This window comes from Mucilaginibacter sp. (genome assembly GCF_036568825.1).
GTDB lineage: Bacteria > Bacteroidota > Bacteroidia > Sphingobacteriales > Sphingobacteriaceae > Mucilaginibacter.
In genome coordinates this window covers 1-16,002 of record NZ_DATCRU010000098.1, presented here as the reverse complement: position 1 = coordinate 16,002, position 16,002 = coordinate 1, and the positions used below count along the sequence as shown (strand labels likewise).

19 protein-coding genes are annotated in these 16,002 nt (G+C 43.8%); 9 read left to right on the top strand and 10 right to left on the bottom strand.

Annotated elements, in window-relative coordinates; genetic code table 11:
* Nucleotide 1: 1 nt before the first annotated feature.
* The 6 genes from VIM89_RS21935 to VIM89_RS21910 all read right to left on the bottom strand — a co-directional run bounded on the left by VIM89_RS21935 (nt 2) and on the right by VIM89_RS21910 (nt 3,147).
* Nucleotides 2-931, bottom strand: coding sequence for an NADP-dependent oxidoreductase (locus tag VIM89_RS21935; protein WP_488158333.1), 930 nt, complete (start codon nt 929-931; stop codon nt 2-4).
* Between the two features lie 10 nt (nt 932-941).
* Nucleotides 942-1,097 (bottom strand): hypothetical protein, encoded by a 156-nt coding sequence (locus VIM89_RS21930; protein ID WP_488158332.1) that lies wholly within the window; start codon nt 1,095-1,097, stop codon nt 942-944.
* A gap of 16 nt (nt 1,098-1,113) precedes the next feature.
* Nucleotides 1,114-1,287, bottom strand: coding sequence for a DUF6095 family protein (locus tag VIM89_RS21925; RefSeq protein WP_488158331.1), 174 nt, complete (start codon nt 1,285-1,287; stop codon nt 1,114-1,116).
* A gap of 5 nt (nt 1,288-1,292) precedes the next feature.
* Nucleotides 1,293-2,150: an SDR family oxidoreductase gene (locus VIM89_RS21920; RefSeq protein WP_488158330.1), complete on the bottom strand. Its 858-nt coding sequence runs from the start codon at nt 2,148-2,150 to the stop codon at nt 1,293-1,295.
* 18 nt (nt 2,151-2,168) lie between these two features.
* Nucleotides 2,169-2,513: a four-helix bundle copper-binding protein gene (locus tag VIM89_RS21915; protein ID WP_488158329.1), complete on the bottom strand. Its 345-nt coding sequence runs from the start codon at nt 2,511-2,513 to the stop codon at nt 2,169-2,171.
* A 112-nt stretch (nt 2,514-2,625) separates the two neighbouring features.
* Nucleotides 2,626-3,147, bottom strand: coding sequence for a YciE/YciF ferroxidase family protein (locus tag VIM89_RS21910; protein ID WP_488158328.1), 522 nt, complete (start codon nt 3,145-3,147; stop codon nt 2,626-2,628).
* Between the two features lie 284 nt (nt 3,148-3,431).
* Here VIM89_RS21910 and VIM89_RS21905 point away from each other — a divergent pair, with 284 nt between their 5' ends.
* The 7 genes from VIM89_RS21905 to VIM89_RS21875 all read left to right on the top strand — a co-directional run bounded on the left by VIM89_RS21905 (nt 3,432) and on the right by VIM89_RS21875 (nt 8,817).
* Entirely contained in the window at nt 3,432-6,062 is a 2,631-nt protein-coding gene (locus VIM89_RS21905; protein WP_488158327.1) for a GAF domain-containing protein, read from the top strand.
* A 29-nt stretch (nt 6,063-6,091) separates the two neighbouring features.
* On the top strand, nt 6,092-6,778 hold the full coding sequence (locus VIM89_RS21900; RefSeq protein WP_488158326.1) for a response regulator: 687 nt from the start codon (nt 6,092-6,094) through the stop codon (nt 6,776-6,778).
* 223 nt (nt 6,779-7,001) lie between these two features.
* Nucleotides 7,002-7,388 carry a response regulator gene (locus VIM89_RS21895; protein ID WP_488158325.1) on the top strand — a complete coding sequence of 129 codons (387 nt, stop codon included), beginning with the start codon at nt 7,002-7,004 and terminating at the stop codon, nt 7,386-7,388.
* Nucleotides 7,378-7,737 carry a single-stranded DNA-binding protein gene (locus tag VIM89_RS21890; RefSeq protein ID WP_488158324.1) on the top strand — a complete coding sequence of 120 codons (360 nt, stop codon included), beginning with the start codon at nt 7,378-7,380 and terminating at the stop codon, nt 7,735-7,737. Before VIM89_RS21895 ends, VIM89_RS21890 begins: the two co-directional genes overlap by 11 nt.
* A 98-nt stretch (nt 7,738-7,835) precedes the next feature.
* Nucleotides 7,836-8,036, top strand: coding sequence for a hypothetical protein (locus VIM89_RS21885; protein ID WP_488158323.1), 201 nt, complete (start codon nt 7,836-7,838; stop codon nt 8,034-8,036).
* Nucleotides 8,037-8,171: 135 nt separating this feature from the next.
* Nucleotides 8,172-8,492: a KGG domain-containing protein gene (locus VIM89_RS21880; RefSeq protein WP_488158322.1), complete on the top strand. Its 321-nt coding sequence runs from the start codon at nt 8,172-8,174 to the stop codon at nt 8,490-8,492.
* Nucleotides 8,493-8,577: 85 nt separating this feature from the next.
* Complete coding sequence (locus VIM89_RS21875; RefSeq protein ID WP_488158321.1) at nt 8,578-8,817, top strand: hypothetical protein; 240 nt, start codon at nt 8,578-8,580, stop codon at nt 8,815-8,817.
* 218 nt (nt 8,818-9,035) lie between these two features.
* Here the strand turns inward: VIM89_RS21875 and VIM89_RS21870 are convergent, their stop codons facing one another.
* Nucleotides 9,036-10,532, bottom strand: a complete 1,497-nt coding sequence (locus tag VIM89_RS21870) for an MFS transporter (RefSeq protein ID WP_488158320.1) — start codon at nt 10,530-10,532, stop codon at nt 9,036-9,038.
* 310 nt (nt 10,533-10,842) lie between these two features.
* On the opposite strand from VIM89_RS21870, the gene VIM89_RS21865 reads away from it, so the two are divergent.
* The gene (locus VIM89_RS21865) at nt 10,843-11,451 is read left to right on the top strand and encodes a DUF4142 domain-containing protein (RefSeq protein WP_488158319.1); all 609 of its coding nucleotides are present in this window, start codon (nt 10,843-10,845) and stop codon (nt 11,449-11,451) included.
* Nucleotides 11,452-11,532: 81 nt separating this feature from the next.
* Here VIM89_RS21865 and VIM89_RS21860 read toward each other — a convergent pair whose 3' ends face one another.
* The 3 genes from VIM89_RS21860 to VIM89_RS21850 all read right to left on the bottom strand — a co-directional run bounded on the left by VIM89_RS21860 (nt 11,533) and on the right by VIM89_RS21850 (nt 14,080).
* Nucleotides 11,533-12,333 (bottom strand): SDR family NAD(P)-dependent oxidoreductase, encoded by an 801-nt coding sequence (locus VIM89_RS21860; protein ID WP_488158318.1) that lies wholly within the window; start codon nt 12,331-12,333, stop codon nt 11,533-11,535.
* A gap of 16 nt (nt 12,334-12,349) precedes the next feature.
* Nucleotides 12,350-13,513, bottom strand: coding sequence for a zinc-dependent alcohol dehydrogenase (locus VIM89_RS21855; RefSeq protein WP_488158317.1), 1,164 nt, complete (start codon nt 13,511-13,513; stop codon nt 12,350-12,352).
* A gap of 90 nt (nt 13,514-13,603) precedes the next feature.
* On the bottom strand, nt 13,604-14,080 hold the full coding sequence (locus tag VIM89_RS21850) for a CinA family protein (RefSeq protein WP_488158316.1): 477 nt from the start codon (nt 14,078-14,080) through the stop codon (nt 13,604-13,606).
* A gap of 168 nt (nt 14,081-14,248) precedes the next feature.
* Between VIM89_RS21850 and VIM89_RS21845 the strand changes: the two genes are divergently transcribed.
* Nucleotides 14,249-16,002: carbamoyltransferase family protein (locus tag VIM89_RS21845; RefSeq protein ID WP_488158315.1), on the top strand; the 1,754-nt coding region annotated here is incomplete at its 3' end.

Below are 16,002 nucleotides of genomic sequence, written 5' to 3'. Positions count from 1 at the left end.
ATTACACTACTTTGATCACGATCTTCCCGCGCACATGGCCTTCTTCACTTATTTGTTGCGCCCGGCGCGCATCTTCCAGGTTCAGCACCATGGATACGACGGGTTGTATTAGGCCTTCATCTATCAATCCGGCAGTTTTTTCTAACTGCTCAGGGTAAGATTGTGCGGTATAACCTTCCAGGTAAATATGTTTTTCTTTAGCCTCAGCCTGGAACTCAGGTTTAAGCGTAGTGATCAGTCTGCCTCCATTTTTTAAAACCTGTATTGAGCGCCTTTGCGTGTCGCCACCGATGGTATCAAATACCAGGTCAATGCCGCTTAGCTTATCTTCAAAGTTTTCATTATGGTAATCGATTACTTCATCAGCGCCTAATTGCTTTACAAACGAAATATTAGCAGCGGATGATGTACCGATAACATAAGCGCCTTTCCATTTAGCAAACTGCACAGCGAATGTACCCACGCCACCCGAAGCCGCATGTATCAATACTTTTTGTCCTTTTTCTAAATGCCCACGGTCAAACAATCCCTGCCATGCAGTTAATCCGGCAAGTGGAACAGCAGCCGCATTGATATGATCGATGCTTTTTGGCTTACGTCCAAGCTGATTAGCCTTTACTACAATATACTCAGCATATGCACCATCCTTAGTCGGATCAGGTCGACCGTAAACTTCGTCGCCTTTCTTAAACTGGTGAACGTTCTCACCAACTTTTTCAACCACTCCCGAGACATCCCACCCCGGTATCAAAGGCAGGTCAGCGGGAAATTTTTCTTTTCGTGCACCCTCGCGTATTTTCCAGTCAACAGGATTAACGCTGGTTGCATAAACTTTTACCAAAACTTCATCCCTTGCAGGCTCTGGCATCGGTGCTTCTTCCAACTCCAATACTTCGGGACCGCCGTACTCATGAATTCTTACTGCTTTCATAAATGATTTTTTATTTTTCCCTGTTTTTCAATTCAGCAGCCACGCTGGCTTCATTGCCGGGCAATTCTGCTGCTCGATGTTCAGTTTCGCTTACATTTTTCGATTGCTTCTGTACTTTACCGGTTGCCTTTGTTTTAGGACGAACCGACTGCTCTTCTCTTTTCATAATAGTATAAGCTTGATTATTCCCGAAAGTTTTTCCAAAAAACAATGATTGCTGCTATCATAAAGATGACGCCCGTTGCCAGGGCAACAATAGCAAGTACTTTGTTCTCAATATAAAACGACTGCCTTAGCAGGAACCCTCCTAAAAAGATAAACAGCAGTGCATACCAAAGATTCTTCCTTTTCGGCATTGCTATTAACCATTTACCACCTCGCCACCGTTCACGTGGATCACCTGCCCGGTAATAAACGACGAATCATCAGAAGCCAGGAACACATAAGCCGGCCCCAGTTCCGAGGGCTGTCCTGCACGTTTCATTGCAGTTTCCTGACCAAAGCTGTTGATCTTTTCCTCATCAAATGTCGATACGATCAGTGGCGTCCAAACCGGGCCGGGAGCTACACCGTTCACACGGATTTTCTTTTCTGCAAGATTAGTGGCCAGCGAGCGGGTGAAAGTGGTTATAGCACCTTTAGTAGATGAATAATCGATCAGGCTGGGCGATGAGCGATAAGCCGTAACCGAAGTTGTATTGATAATGCAATCGCCTTCATGCATATGCGCCACCGCTGCTTCGGCAAAGTAGAAGTAGGCAAATATGTTTGTTTGAAAGGTTATTTTTAGCTGCTCATCAGTAATCTCTTTTACATCTTTCTGAGGGAATTGCATACCCGCGTTATTTACCAGGATGTTGATCTTCCCAAATTCATCAACTACCTTTTTTACAGATGATTTACAGAAGTCGCTACTCTTAATATCTCCTTTGATCAATAGGCATTTACGCCCGGCAGCGGTTACAATATCTTTTGTTTTTTCAGCGTCCTCATCTTCATTCAGGTATACAATCGCTATGTCAGCACCCTCCTCGGCAAAGTGAGCACAAACAGCTCGTCCAATGCCACTGTCGCCCCCGGTAATTAGGGCAACCTTACCTTTTAATTTTCCTGATGGCAAATAAGTGTCTTTTATATACTGCGGCGCAGGATGCATTTCGGCCTCGATGCCGGGTTGCTTATCTTGTTTTTGGGTTTTTTCTTCAGTCAGTGTAGTCATGGTAAATGGGATTGAGCGTTAATCCTGGTGTAAAGGTTCGTGGTGCAGGTGACAGGCTTCCGCACAGGCAAGGCAGGCTTCGGCACATTTCTGGCAGTGGTCATGCTCATGTTTGCTGCATTCGTCGGCACACATCCGGCATATTTCTTCGCAAAGCAGTAAGTATTGTTTTGCAATGGTGGAGTCCCGCTTTAATAGTCTTGCTGCCAGGATACATATGTCGGCGCAGTCCCTGTCGAGTGCAATGCAATCGGTCATATTTTTAACATCTTCTTCCTTAAGGCATGATGTTGCACAGAATTCGCATGCCATTGCGCAGTTCAAAATCGTTTGTTCGAGTTGGTTGTTGCTTTGATTTTCCATAGGATTTAATAATTGAATTAGATAATGTATTCATTAAAAAATCAATTCCCGGCAAGAAAGGGAGCGCCGGGAATTGTATAAAAAGGAAGCTCTGCCGAATTAACTTCCTCAATCAGGCGTGCTCGCGGGCCGCCTGGTAGTTCACATGATTTTTGGCTATGTTGGTCAGCTTAGTATCAGTAGCTTTTTCTTCTTCAAGAGTTTGGCGCAGTAACTCGGCAGCATCGTTATAACCTAAAGTTACGGCAAGACTCATCAGTCCTCCGTAGGTGGCTATTTCGTAATGCTCGGCTTTCTGACCGGCAAAGATCAACCCTACGTCACGTTGTGCGGTACCTTCCTCTGTTTTGTGAATTATATCTTCGCCTTCGTCTGCTATACCCGCCATTGCAGCACATTTAGTGGTATCGCGTTTTTCGCCTACCATTTCAAACACCCGTTCAATCCGCTCAACATGCTTCTCTGTTTCTATATGATGAGCGCCGAATGCATCCCTCAGTTGTTGTATCGCAGCCGCTTCGCGGAGCTTTGGAAGCGTTTTAATCAGCTTCTTTTCGGCCCAATAAATGTCTTTCAACTGATCTACAAAAAACTCTTTCAGTTTTGAATCCTTCACCGCTGTCTTTGTATCCATAGTATTTGAGTTTAATGACCGGTATCATAAGTTCTAACAGGATTAGTCTTTGGGGGTTTGCGTGTTAAATACGTGTTTCGTACTGCGCCATATACCTGATTTTGATACCTTATGCCTTTAATTCAGCCGGATTTGTGACTTTTAGCTATGGTTAGACGGACCTAGCTCAATAAAGGAGAAAAACTTATTCAGTTTCAAATAGTTACCTTTACATGGCGTTACGTTAAACGCTTATTTTTGCCGGGTCCCCTAAGATTATTTAACCGGGTTTAGTCATCTTAATTATGCTAGCCGCCGCTCCAGATAAAGACCCAAAACTAAACGGACAGGTTGAAAGCACGATTCGTGAAAACGAGGAGCGCCTGCGACAGGCAACCGTTACTGGTCGCCTCATCAGCTGGGAAAGAGACATCAATACCGGCCAGATAAAAATCTCCGAAGGTGCAGGCGATGTGATTGGCTTTGAGGTACCTCAGGATAATATTAAACACGTGATGCATGTGCATCCCGATGATGCTGAACGTGTTGAAAAAGCCATGCAGCACGCTATTGCTACGAAGGAGCCTCTGATGATAGAACACCGGTTGGCGGGTGCTCGCAAAGATCAGCCCATTTGGGTAAGGGTTATCGCGCGGTTGGTGGACGATCACAGGCTGATCGGCATTACGCGAAATATCGATGCGGAGAAAAAAGCCAGGGCCGCATTAATCGAATCGGAAACGAATCTTGCCAATGAGCTTGCTGATATGCAATTATTGCAGGAGGTTAGTCATAGCCTGATAGAGGAAGAGGATTCGGGCGCACTTTACAAAAAAATACTTGAAGCCGCCAGTACGGTAATGCATTCTGATACGGCAAGTATCCAAATGCTCATTCCAGAACGTAACGAACTTTTTCTTTTAGCGCATAAAGGCTTTGCCCCGGCCTCGGCAAAACAATGGGAATGGGTAAGCGTGGAAGAGAAGACTTCCTGCGGACTTGCTTTGCTGCTCGGTGAGCGTGTTTTAATTCCCGATGTTGAAGAATGGAAAGGTATTACAATTAAGGACCTGGAAGCTTACAGGCTTTCAGGTATCCACACAACCCAGTCTACCAGACTCATTTCTCGTAGCGGAAGTATCGTAGGAATGATCTCGACCCACTGGCGTAAGGTATATTATCCTTCAGAAAAAGAATTTCAGCTATTCGACATATTAGCACGGCAAGTTGCTGACCTGATCGAACGGAAAAATGCTGAAGAGAAATTGCGGGAACGGCAAGCCTGGCTGAATGGCCAGAAACAGGCTTTTCAGGCAGCTATGAGCGGTCAATCGCTGGCGGCATCACTTCACCCACTAATTGATACTATAATCACACAAACAAATGGCGAAGCCAGAGCCGCTTTTTATATGGTTCCTGCCGATAAGGAAGGGTTGCACCTGGTGGCAGGCATGCCTGAAGGATATGCCCGGGATGTCAATGGATTCAAGGTTGGCCCCGAGTCGCTGGTATGCGGCTTGGCCATGGATACAGGTGAGCCGGTTATCACCCCCGATGTGGAACTGGAGCCTCTGTGGACACCATTTCTGTCTATGGCGCGAAAACATAATTATCGTAGTTGCTGGTCTTTCCCTGTGTATACCGAAGGAGGGCCTGTACTGGGAACGTTTGCTATGTATTTTGAACAACCTCGCAATCCAAGTCAGCGGGAAATGGAATTAGCGGGGATTTTGGCCCATGCGGCTGCGGTCATCATATCACGGTATAACGAAACAGTTGAACGCACATGCGCGGAGGAAGCTTTGCGCAAAAGTGAGCAAAGACTGAAGGAATTTAATAATACCCTTGAGCAGCAGGTTAAGGAACGAACCTCTGAACTACAGGAAAATCATAAATTGTTAGAATCTATCTACAATACCACACATGTGGGCATGTCAGTATTCAAACCGATTTACAACAGAAAAAAACAAATAACCGATTTTAAGATTATTATCGTCAATAAACGCATAGAAGATTCGAGCGGCAGGAAGGATCTGCCAGGCAAACTATATTCTAAAGTGTTTCCCGGCATTAAAAAAATGGGCTTGTTTGATGCCATGGTAAATGCCATGGAAACAGGTGAACGCGTCCACATGGAATATTTCTATGAACATGAGGGTATAAATCGCTGGTATGCTACCATGTTTATACGCAACGGAGATATGCTGGTATCCTCTAATATGGATATGACCGAACAAAAGCGAGTTGAGGAAAGGAACCGGGAACTAGACAGGCGTCAAAAGGAATTGGAAGAAATGCAGCAGCAGGAAATTTTCCGCACTGTACTGGATACCCAGGAGATTGAGCGCAAGCGCATAGCTGAAACTCTGCACAACAGCCTCGGACAGATATTATATGCAGCTAAACTCAGTTTAGGCACAGTTGATAAGTCTCAAATAAACGAAAGCAATAAAGAAAGCATAAAAACCGCAGACAAGCTTTTGACTGATGCTATTACCGAAAGCAGGCGCTTGTCGCACGAGCTGATGCCGGTGATATTAGAAGACTTTGGGTTAAAAACCTCTATAGAAGATGTCTGCAGAAGACTGAGCGGAAAAGTTCAATTTAAATGCCGGTTTAAAGGATCTGCAAAGCGGCTGGATAAATATATTGAGGTAGCGATTTATCGCCTTATCCAGGAACTGATGATGAATGTGGTCAGACATTCAGAAGCTTCAAATTCTCTTGTTGCAATAGAAGCCTATCATAATCGTATTTTAGTATTGGTGCAGGATGATGGTAAGGGGTTCAATGCGTTAAAAGAAAAAGCAGGTGGCATAGGATTAAAAACTATCCGCAACAATGTAAACCTGTTGAATGGAAATATTGACATTATATCAAAGGCGGGCAAAGGCACTATTATTAATATTGATATTCCATTTAAAGCAGATAAATAATTTTTTTGTAAACACAGATACCTTAGACTATGAATAAACGTATTAATGATAAAACGGACTTGGTGATGATCAGGATCATCCTTGCTGAAGATCATAATATCGTGCGCGACGGTATCAGGAACCTGCTGGATAAGGAGCCTAACTTTAATGTAGTGGCCGAAGCAACCAACGGTGCGGAGGTGCTGCACATGATACAGGAAGGTGTTGAAGCAGATGTTATCCTGGCAGACATGAATATGCCCGTTATGGGTGGTATGGAACTGGCAGAGAAGCTAAAGGACATCAAAACGAAGGCAAAATTCATTATGCTGACCATGATCGATCATGAAAAATATGTAGTGAAGGCTTTCCACACAGGCGTTGCCGGGTACCTTTTAAAAAATATCAGCGCCGATGAACTGGTCTTTGCCATTAATCATATCCATATAGATGGCAATTATATTTGTTCCGAGCTTGCTATGCGGTTTATGCACCGGCTGGCCGAAATGCCCGCAACATCTTCCACAGAAGATATCCCCGAAGTAGAGTTTACCAAAAGAGAACTGGAAGTACTGGCACTAACCGCCGAGGGTTACACCAATCAGCAGATAGCCGATAAACTCTTCACAAGCAAGCGAACTGTAGAAGGGCACCGTCAAAGCATGATCAACAAAACCGGTACCCGTAATACTATTGCCCTCATTAAATATGCCCTGCAGCATGGCATCATTAATTAATTGTTAAGCTCGCCATCTGATTCTGTAAAAAATCTGCATTTTCTTAAAAATCGCGTATTTAACACATTCATTTTGCAGGTATATCTACTTACCATGTTAAAATCCTCCATCGTACTTTAGGCTTAAGCTTTCACCGTTATTCGAACGCTAATTGAGCCGATTCCCGTAGTTTAATTATTAACATTCCCCTCGCAGACTTGGGGGGGGGGTAATTGAGTCAATTATGAAAAAGGTTTTGATCCTGGACAACGACGAAGGAGTTCTCGATGTAATGAACGAGGCTCTTAATTATGAGGGGTTTGATGTAAAGATCATCGAAGAAACAGACAATATATTTTCGGTAATTGATGATTATGACCCCGACCTGGTAATATTAGATTATATCTTATCAGGAATAAACGGAGGCGAGATATGTCACCAGATAAAAGCAAATCCAAAAACTACGGATTTGCCGGTGATGATCATGTCAGCTTATCCGAAAGTAATAAGGTCATTGGGGTACTATGGTTGTGATGATTTTATAGCCAAACCCTTTGACTTGGATGATATTGTAGAACGGATCAAAAATTTGATCGATAAAGGAATGACCAGGAACTTACATGCCGTTTAACGCCACAGTCAATCGTGTATTTTTATTGGGAAAGATAGCTGATGATCCTGTTTGGACTCAAAAAGGCAATAAGCGCCTGCTCTGCTTTACCCTATCCACTACTGAAGAGATTAGAAAAGGTGATACTTTGCTTGAACATGTGGAGAATCATCGTCTTATTATACCATCTGATATCGTTGGTGATATCCTTGTCCAAAAAGGAAAGTGGGCCTATATCCAGGGTAAAATCCAAACCCGGGTTGTATTTGAGGATGGAGTAAAGCTATACCGTACCGAGATATGGGCCACTAACATTGAGCTTATAAAAATGAGCAGTCCTATGACACATCTTTTGTATAACAAGTTTTAAGATTTGAGCCTTTATAGTTGAAGTCGTCAATTTTTTACTGATTGATCAAACAAAAAAACAATCAGCCTTAATCACCTGTTGCCCAATAAACAGCTATTATGGCAAAGAAAACATTCCCTGGTGAGCAGGAAGAAATGCCGGTAAATCCCAACCGGCCCGAGATTGAAAAACCAGGCGACCCCGGCAGACCGGATATTCCCCAGGAAGATCCCCCGAATCAGCCTGCGGAAATACCGCCCGCACCGCCATCGCCAAATCCTCAGCCATCTACCCCGCCGTCCCCGCAAGGTGTTTTATGATTGGACGTAAGGCAGCTTCTCGTTTTTAAATCCGTATTTCGCCCACCAAAAACCCGTATTTATTGCGGAAACAGCAGTTAGAACCGTCTTGTTATTCCTTTAAATATAATTTATAAACACTTAAAATTTAAAGTTATGCCTACTACAAAGGAAAAAGAAACAGATGAAAGACAAGGTAAAGGCAGTCATACAGGCAGCCAGGGTCATCAGTCTCATACAAGCGGTGATGGACGGTCGCAAAGTCATGGCAATGCCTCACAACGTGGGTTTGCGTCGATGGATGATGATAAGCAGCGCGAAATAGCCAGCAAAGGCGGCAAGGCTGCGCATGAATCGGGGCACGCACATGAATTTGATTCGGAAGAGGCACGCGAAGCCGGCCGAAAGGGCGGGGAAGCAGTGAGCCGCGACAAAGAACATATGTCTGAAATTGGCCGCAAAGGTGGCCAGCACTGATTAGTATAATTAATAATTGCTTACGGCAGGCCTGCCTGAATTATGGTTGCCATATGCAGGTCTGCCCAAACCTTAAATCAATATTATGGGAAAGCATAAAAGCGAACCGCCGAAAGGGAAGCCGTCAGGCAATGGTCGTGAGAGCCATGGCCCGACGGAAGCTTTTGGAGGCACTGATCCGATGAGAGATAACCGGATGGCCGAAAAATATACCGAAAACGAGAATGAAAATCTATCCGAAAATGTACCGGTAAAACATCGCAACCGCCATTTGCATAAAGGCGAAGATGTACCCGAATACCAGGGGCCGCCGGATAATGATTAAGCCGATACTAAAGGTTAAGCATGACGCATATTTGACTCACCCGGTACTTGCTTCGCTCGACCACCCTCTCTACCGCAAGCGGTAAAGAGGGGATTTTTTTATTTCTTCTTTTACCCTCTTTATGGCTTGCCATAGAGAGGGTCGAACAGCGTAGCGCATTCGGGGTGAGTTAACTCGTCGTCATGATTTAAACGATATTAAGTCTTTAGCGTTTATGGTTAAGCAGCTCTTCGGTATTGTTCCCGCGTTTTTAATCGCCGGATTTTGCGCTGGTGAATTACTGTTTTAGGATAGTACAACTTATCAGTCATCCCGCGGCCCAGGTATGTGCGCAGGTTACTTCGAAAACGCGTACGCATATGGATAACCAGGCGTTTGTTTTTTATTTCGCCTTCTTCTTTCACTTTTTTCAATAATCTGAGTGAGAGCAGAGAAAGTGTGCCACCAATAATAAAAAAGTAATTCCAGCCCTGAAGGGTTAACAGATGGACATTAGACATTCCGATGAAACCCAAATGCAGGTTTAATTCCATCCGGTGTGAAACAAAAAAGTCTGCCATTAAACCGCCAACCACAGGCGCCAGTGTAGAAAACAGTGCCACAAACATGTTTTTGGCAGTGATGTAAGCTATAGCTTCATTATTGGGTGCCAGCTTGATGCCAATATTGGAAAGAGCGAGAGTAATACCGGCGGTAGACAGACCGCTGACAACATGGATGACCACCAATAAAGCAAGCATAGCGTGTATATTACCCGGTGTGGCAGCAAAAGCAAATGCCAGAATACAAGCAATGTATAACGGTGCACAAAAGACCACAATGTTTTTATTGCTGAAACGATCGGAGTAACGACCCCATATTTTGATAGAAATGATACTGCTCAGCTGACTGATAATACCCAAACCAATAATATAAGCAACCGGCAATCCCATAGTCTTCATCATAAATACGGCAAAAAACGGTGTAGCCAGGTTTAGCGCGAATGCCCAGAAAGAATTAAAGATTAGCAGATTGCGGAAATTTGTATTCTTCAGCGGCCGGCTGAACAATGAAAGCAGTTTGCCGTCAATTTTACTGGCTTCAGGTTCTGGTGTGCGTAACAACAGAATAACGCTGATCATACCCAACATGCCGCCTGCAAGGAATAACAAATGATAAACCATGATCTCGCTTGAAGGATAATGCTTTTTGATGTAATCCAGTCCTAAAGCTGTAGCCAGGCTTAAAGTCACGTTCAGCGTTTGGGCCATACGACTGCGATGGGAGAAGAAGGAGCCAAGCTTTGAACCGGGTATCATATCCTTCATCCAGGCATTCCAGCTTGCCCCGGCTATATCACCAAAGATGTGCTGGAAGAACAGCATCACGATCAGTATTTCAATACTGGTTCCAGCTGTAAATAAAAACGGTAATACACCTATGGCGATAAGCGGTACACGCGCCATGAAATTACAAAAGGCGGTAATGGCTTTGCGGTTTTTAAATTTTTGAACAAGCCAGATAGAGAACAACTGAAAAATAGTGGTGAATGTTGGCAGTGCCGCCAAAACACCCAACTGAAAATTAGAAGCTCCCATGTGGATGGCCATTGCGGTAAGAAAGGTACCGCTTGTAAATACAACCATCGCTTCTGCCGAAAGTCCGTCGGCAACGACAAGTTTCAAACCAGACTCCAACTGATCCTCACTTAAACTTTTTACAGGTTTTAAATTCATTTGTCCGGCACCAACCAGGCGCCATTTTTTAATGGTGTTTAATCAATAGTTTTTTAAAAAGGGAAGGGCTAAGATATTAGCTCTTTACGCCATTAAACGCAAAATAGTTACCAATAATATCTTCTAAATTAATTATTGATTAAAATATGGCAATTATAGCATCGCTTTATTGCACTTCTGACATTTCGACCAGCGATCACGTAAACACTTCTGCCGTTCTTTCAGAAGCGCCTCTTATAATTGCAGCAAAACACAAAAAAATTAAATCTGTACAACCGGCAAACTGTTGTTTATTAAAAGATAAACAACTATGAAAACATTAAAATTTCTATTACCAATCTCTTTAACGGCAGTTGTAATAACGTCCTGCCAAAACAATAAGGATAAACATTGGGACAGTAAATCGAGTGCGGACACTTTAAATACGATGAAAGACTCTGTGGCCGATTCTGGCAAGTCGATTACCAGCGGCCTTGTAATGAAAACCAACAGAGTTGACGCAAAATTCGCTGTCGACGCGGCAGATGGCGGTATGGCTGAAGTTGAACTAGGAAAGTTGGCGCAACAACAAGCCACCAATTCCCAAATAAAAGAGTTTGGCACCATGATGGTGAGCGATCACTCTGCCGCCAATGACAAAATTAAAAACATCGCAAAGGACAAGGGTATTACCCTGCCAAAAATTTTGGGCGACTATCAGCAGAAATTAGAAAACGAGCTCAGAAGTAAAGCAGGCAAAGATTTTGACAGAGCCTATGTAACAGCTATGGTCAAAGATCATAAAGAAACTATCAAAACTTTTGAGGTTGCACTAAAGGAACTACGCGACACAGATTTAAGGACATTTGCCAACAATACTTTGCCGATATTGAAAAAGCATCTGAACGCTATTCAGAAAATCGACAGTGAAATGAAATAAATAAGAAAAGGGACAATTGGACTGCCCCTTTCCGTTGCGATTGAAAAACTAAAACAAACTTAATACAACGATTAAGACTCTTTAATGATCAGGGTGAACCGGTTCCTGCTGTTTTTTTAGCGTATCGGCAACCGTACTATCCGGCATCATGTTACTTGCAGCAACCTGTACTTTATTTTTAAAGCCTGATATCACTTTATCCTTTCCTGCCATTAATGCCTCATACCCATCCTTAGCTACATCTGTCGGATCGGCCATTGCATCTTTATCCTGCACGGCTTTGCTATCCAGCATTTCGGCTTTGCGGAAGAAATCAGTATCCGTTACGCCCGGCATCAGCGCGGTGACGGTAATATTAGTCTCTGACAATTCTGCCCGCAACGCTTCCGAAAAAGAAAGTATGAACGACTTGGTAGCATGATAAACGGATTGCCTTGGCCCGGGTAGTTTACTGGCTATCGAAGCAAGATTTAATATCTTACCCTCGTTCCTTTCTACCATATCCTGAAGAAAATGTTTGGTTAGTATTACCGTTGCACCAATGTTCAGATCGATAATTGCCAGCTCGCGTTCCAGGTCGGTATCTTTAAATTCACCGTACAGGCCTTGCCCGGCATCATTCACCAGGATATCGATATGGATACCTTTACCGCGGACTTCTTCGCAAAGCTCAAGCACCTGGTCACGGACTGACAAATCTTTGGCAATCGAGATTACCTCAATACCATAATTTATAAATTCTGCTTCACAGGTTTGCAGCTCTTCAGCGCTTCTCGCCACATTAACCAGGTTATACTTATCCCGTGCGAACAACTTTGCCAATTCATAACCGATACCGCTCGTAGCGCCGGTTATCAGCACATATTTTTGATTGTTTTCCATACTGTTTATTTTTAATTTACTCCCATGGGTTAAGGACTACCTTTACACAATCCTGTTCTTTATTTTTAAAAATGTCGTATGCATGCGATACCATGCTTAGTGGCAACCGGTGTGAGATAATATCATCCAGCACTACTTTTCCTGATTGTACCAACTCTATCAGGTGATCAATATAATTGGTTACCGGGGCCTGGCCTTGTTTGATGGTGATACCCTTATCGAAAATGCGATGGAGGGGGAAATTATCGAACGGCGTTCCATACACACCCACAATACTAACTGTACCATTCCTTCTCACCGCTTTAAAGCAGGCTTCAAGCACTTTAATTGTTCCTTTTTCAAAGTTGATGGTCGCTTTTATTTTGTCGAAGATGGAGCGCTCAGCCTCAAAGCCTACTGCATCTACGCAAACATCCGCACCGCGACCGCCGGTAGCCTGGCGTATATATTCTATAGCGTCTACCTCGTGCGGATTGACGGTTTCAACTTTGTTCACTGTCTTTGCGCGTTCCAGCCGGTAATTCAAAGGGTCGACTGCTATTACACGGCTTGCACCATTAAGCCAGGCGGCTTTTTGCGCCATTAATCCGACAGGCCCGGAACCGAAAATGGCAACCACTTCTCCGCCCTTCATTTGCGCCCAGTCAATAGCCGCCCACCCTGTTGGAAAAATATCAGTGAGAAATAGCACCTGCTCATCCGTCATACCTTCCGGCACCACACGGGGGTTTACATCAGCATACGGCACACGCACGTATTGCGCCTGTCCGCCTGAATAGCCGCCATATAAATCGGTGTATCCAAATAAAGCCCCGCCTTTCTGATCCAACAAATCGCCATCAGGCCCGTAATGTTTATAATTGGAGTTTTCGCAATTTACAGGGCTGTCATGTGTACAAAAGAAACAATGTCCGCATGCAATCGGGAATGGTACTACCACGCGGTCGCCAACCTTTAATTTTCTAACAGCCGGACCGGTTTCTTCAACAATGCCCATAAACTCATGCCCGACGATCATATCGCTGGCCTGCGGAATGCCGCCGTCAAGAATATGCAGATCGGATCCGCATATGGCTGTCGAGGTAACTTTTAATATAACGTCGTCTGCTTTTTCTATACGGGGATCGTCAACTGTATCATAGCTGATATCTCCAGGTTTATGGAATACTGCTGCTTTCATAGATTTATAGATGTGGTTTATAAAAGCAACAGGCTTAGCTACAGGCGGTTTGGGTGGAAAATACCCGTTATAGCCAGGATTTATACCCGTTTATCCTATTTCATCGATCAGCAGTTGGGCAACCCGGTCAACCGTTTGCAGCACGACTTCTTCCGGCGAACCTTTAAATACTTCTCTCACAGGAACAGGCTTTTGATTAATGATGGCATGAATAAATATAGTGCCAACAGGTTTTTCTGAGCTCTCACTTCCTCCCCGCATGGTTAGTCCGGTAATAGCAATGTAAATATCAGCCTTAATAATAGTTCCCAGCCTGCGTGCCATCTCTTCGGTAACTTCAGCCGATTCAGGGGTATATTTTTTTACCAGGCTTTCAGGCACGCCTAATATATCTTGCTTAATGCATGCATCGTAACAAACTATTCCACCTTTTAATATTTCACCGCAGTCGGGTATCAAAGCAAACTCGGCGGAGAGCCGTCCTGCTGTTGCACTTTCGGCAAAGGTTATGGTCAGTTTCTTTTCCTTGAGCAGATGGCTGCATCGTATTAATAATTCTGAAGGCATATGCTTTAAACATCCTATCAAAAAATAAGTTTTCTATACTCACCCATGTTTGAAAACAAGTATTTACCTCATTTAAAACAGGTATTAATCGCTTAAACTCTCGGACGAAATATGATGTTCCTTCTATATGTCTCAAAATTTGATGTTTAACAATTTTACCTGGTTTAGATGTATATATTAGGAATAAATGCAGTATTTCACGATTCGGCCGCCTGTATCTTAAAGGATGGCAAACTGCTTGCTGCCGCAGAAGAAGAACGTTTTACCCATATCAAGCATGGCAAACGCCCGGTGCCTTTTTCAACCTGGGAACTTCCGTTTCATGCCATTGATTATTGCCTGCGCGTAGCGGATATTCACATTAATGATGTGGATCATATCGCTTACTCGTTTGATCCATACTTATTAATAGGAGGCGATTACCGCAAAAGGCCGACTATTGAAATTCCTTTCGACAACGAAGAGAAATTTACAAATGGGGATTGGTTAAATCCATGGGATCCACTGTTTCTTTCATCCATTATTAATGCGCGTCAGCAATTGAACGACGGATACCCGCATCATTTACAAAAGCGTTTTTTTGGCGCCAATATTCAATCTGAACAATGGCACTTTGTGGAGCATCATACTGCACATGCTGCCAGCGCTTTTCATTGCTCGCCTTTTGAGAATGCAGCTGTGCTTACTGCTGACGGTCGCGGAGAATATGCTACAACAACCTATAATATAGGTTCCGGCAATGAGCTTAACCGTATCGGTCAGGTAAATATGCCTCATTCTTTAGGGCTGCTGTATGAGCAGGTTACCACACACCTTGGCTTTTTGCATTCTTCGGATGAGTACAAAGTGATGGCACTGGCATCATATGGTAAACCTACTTTTTTATACGATTTCAGAGACATCATCCAGGTGGGTAAGAATGGCCAGTATACGATAAAAGATCAGCGGTTTACCGAGCGCTTCGGTCCGCAGCGATTAAGGCATGAAGAATTTACCATGCATCATTTTGACATCGCCCATTCTATGCAGATGGTCCTTGAAGAAACTATGCTGGAATTAACTGACTGGCTTTACTCAGAAACCCAACAAGAGAATTTATGCATGGCCGGTGGCGTAGCTTTGAACTGTGTAGCCAATGCCCGGATACGTGATCGTGGACCGTTCAAAAACATTTGGGTGCAACCTGCATCGGGCGATGATGGCACGGCTTTAGGTGCAGCACTTTGGATAGATACGCAGCAACGGCCTGCAGCAAGCAAAGATTTTATAATGACGCATGCTTACTGGGGACCAGAATATAATGACAGCGAGATAGAGCAGTTTATGAAGTGGTGCAAGATGCCTTATCGTAAACTGGAGAATGTGGCAGAAGAAACCGTTGAGCTGCTTGCACAGGATAAGATCATAGGCTGGTACCAGGGACGAATGGAATTTGGCCCGCGCGCTCTTGGGGGGCGTTCTATTCTGGCGTCACCGATTAATGCTGATATGCAGGCAAGATTAAATGAAGTAAAAGATCGTGAGGATTTTCGACCAGTTGCACCTGTTGTGCTGGAAGAAGAGGCATCAAACTGGTTTAAAGCTGCATCTTATTCGCCTTTTATGCTTTTTGTATATGATGTTCTGGAAGACAAAGCTGATAAAATACCGGCAGTTAAACATACTGACGGTACCGCCCGCATCCAAACCATTAACGAGCAGCAAAACAAACCCTATTACGATCTGCTTAAGGCCTTTTATCAAAAAACAGGCGTTCCGGTGCTTATTAATACGTCATTCAATACGCTGGGCAAACCCATTGTTTATACACCACGCGATGCTATTGAATGTTTCTGGAGCTCGCCGTTTGATGCATTGATCATTGGTTCATTTATTATCGAAAAAGAATATGGAGATTTCAGTTATTATCCCCACCTATCGTC

Bases quoted from the DNA above. Each gene is read 5' to 3' on its own strand.
- VIM89_RS21880 (WP_488158322.1), top strand. From the start codon at position 8,172: ATGCCTACTACAAAGGAAAAAGAAACAGATGAAAGACAAGGTAAAGGC.
- VIM89_RS21885 (WP_488158323.1), top strand. From the start codon at position 7,836: ATGGCAAAGAAAACATTCCCTGGTGAGCAGGAAGAAATGCCGGTAAAT.
- VIM89_RS21895 (WP_488158325.1), top strand. From the start codon at position 7,002: ATGAAAAAGGTTTTGATCCTGGACAACGACGAAGGAGTTCTCGATGTA.
- VIM89_RS21860 (WP_488158318.1), bottom strand. From the start codon at position 12,333: ATGGAAAACAATCAAAAATATGTGCTGATAACCGGCGCTACGAGCGGT.
- VIM89_RS21920 (WP_488158330.1), bottom strand. From the start codon at position 2,150: ATGACTACACTGACTGAAGAAAAAACCCAAAAACAAGATAAGCAACCC.
- VIM89_RS21865 (WP_488158319.1), top strand. From the start codon at position 10,843: ATGAAAACATTAAAATTTCTATTACCAATCTCTTTAACGGCAGTTGTA.
- VIM89_RS21915 (WP_488158329.1), bottom strand. From the start codon at position 2,513: ATGGAAAATCAAAGCAACAACCAACTCGAACAAACGATTTTGAACTGC.
- VIM89_RS21890 (WP_488158324.1), top strand. From the start codon at position 7,378: ATGCCGTTTAACGCCACAGTCAATCGTGTATTTTTATTGGGAAAGATA.
- VIM89_RS21875 (WP_488158321.1), top strand. From the start codon at position 8,578: ATGGGAAAGCATAAAAGCGAACCGCCGAAAGGGAAGCCGTCAGGCAAT.
- VIM89_RS21925 (WP_488158331.1), bottom strand. From the start codon at position 1,287: ATGCCGAAAAGGAAGAATCTTTGGTATGCACTGCTGTTTATCTTTTTA.
- VIM89_RS21855 (WP_488158317.1), bottom strand. From the start codon at position 13,513: ATGAAAGCAGCAGTATTCCATAAACCTGGAGATATCAGCTATGATACA.
- VIM89_RS21910 (WP_488158328.1), bottom strand. From the start codon at position 3,147: ATGGATACAAAGACAGCGGTGAAGGATTCAAAACTGAAAGAGTTTTTT.
- VIM89_RS21930 (WP_488158332.1), bottom strand. From the start codon at position 1,097: ATGAAAAGAGAAGAGCAGTCGGTTCGTCCTAAAACAAAGGCAACCGGT.
- VIM89_RS21870 (WP_488158320.1), bottom strand. From the start codon at position 10,532: ATGAATTTAAAACCTGTAAAAAGTTTAAGTGAGGATCAGTTGGAGTCT.
- VIM89_RS21900 (WP_488158326.1), top strand. From the start codon at position 6,092: ATGAATAAACGTATTAATGATAAAACGGACTTGGTGATGATCAGGATC.
- VIM89_RS21905 (WP_488158327.1), top strand. From the start codon at position 3,432: ATGCTAGCCGCCGCTCCAGATAAAGACCCAAAACTAAACGGACAGGTT.
- VIM89_RS21935 (WP_488158333.1), bottom strand. From the start codon at position 931: ATGAAAGCAGTAAGAATTCATGAGTACGGCGGTCCCGAAGTATTGGAG.
- VIM89_RS21850 (WP_488158316.1), bottom strand. From the start codon at position 14,080: ATGCCTTCAGAATTATTAATACGATGCAGCCATCTGCTCAAGGAAAAG.